The sequence below is a fragment of the Acinetobacter sp. KAM396 genome (assembly GCF_021602765.1).
Taxonomy (GTDB): Bacteria; Pseudomonadota; Gammaproteobacteria; order Pseudomonadales; family Moraxellaceae; genus Acinetobacter; species Acinetobacter towneri_A.
This window is the reverse complement of the sequence record NZ_BPPH01000116.1, coordinates 1-400: the sequence shown is the minus strand read 5'-3', so window position 1 is coordinate 400 and position 400 is coordinate 1. Positions and strand designations below refer to the sequence as shown.

The following is a 400-nucleotide window of genomic DNA, read 5'->3' as shown; positions in this document are numbered from 1 at the left end:
TGATGCAGGTTCATGCTCAATACGGATGGTGTGTAGATGATCTGGCAGTGGTCGACGTTTAGGTTTATTGGTTTTGGCTTTGTGTGTCACTGCATCGGTTTTATCTGCATTTAGCCGTTCCAGTTCTAGATCAACCGCGGCAATATCTTCTTCAACCGCTTCATCCCACAGGTGGATTTGTTTTGCAGTGAGATGTTCGTTTTTACTGCCGAATTTATGCTTTTTAAACAGCGCCAGTTCATGCTCGTATTTTTGATTGAGAATAGAAAGATGCTGAACTTTGGCATCCAATTGCTGGTTTGATTTTTCTAATTCTTGATTTGATTGTGCCAGAGACTGATGCTGCATCGCCAACTGCCGGGTAAATTCCAGCAGTTGTTCATGGGTCAGTTGGCTTAAG

Annotated in this window: 1 protein-coding gene; it reads right to left on the bottom strand. The window is 43.0% G+C overall.

Features of this window, described 5'->3' with window-relative positions; genetic code table 11:
* Positions 1 to 400: transposase (locus L6C30_RS14775; RefSeq protein ID WP_236163343.1), on the bottom strand; the 400-nt coding region annotated here is incomplete at both ends.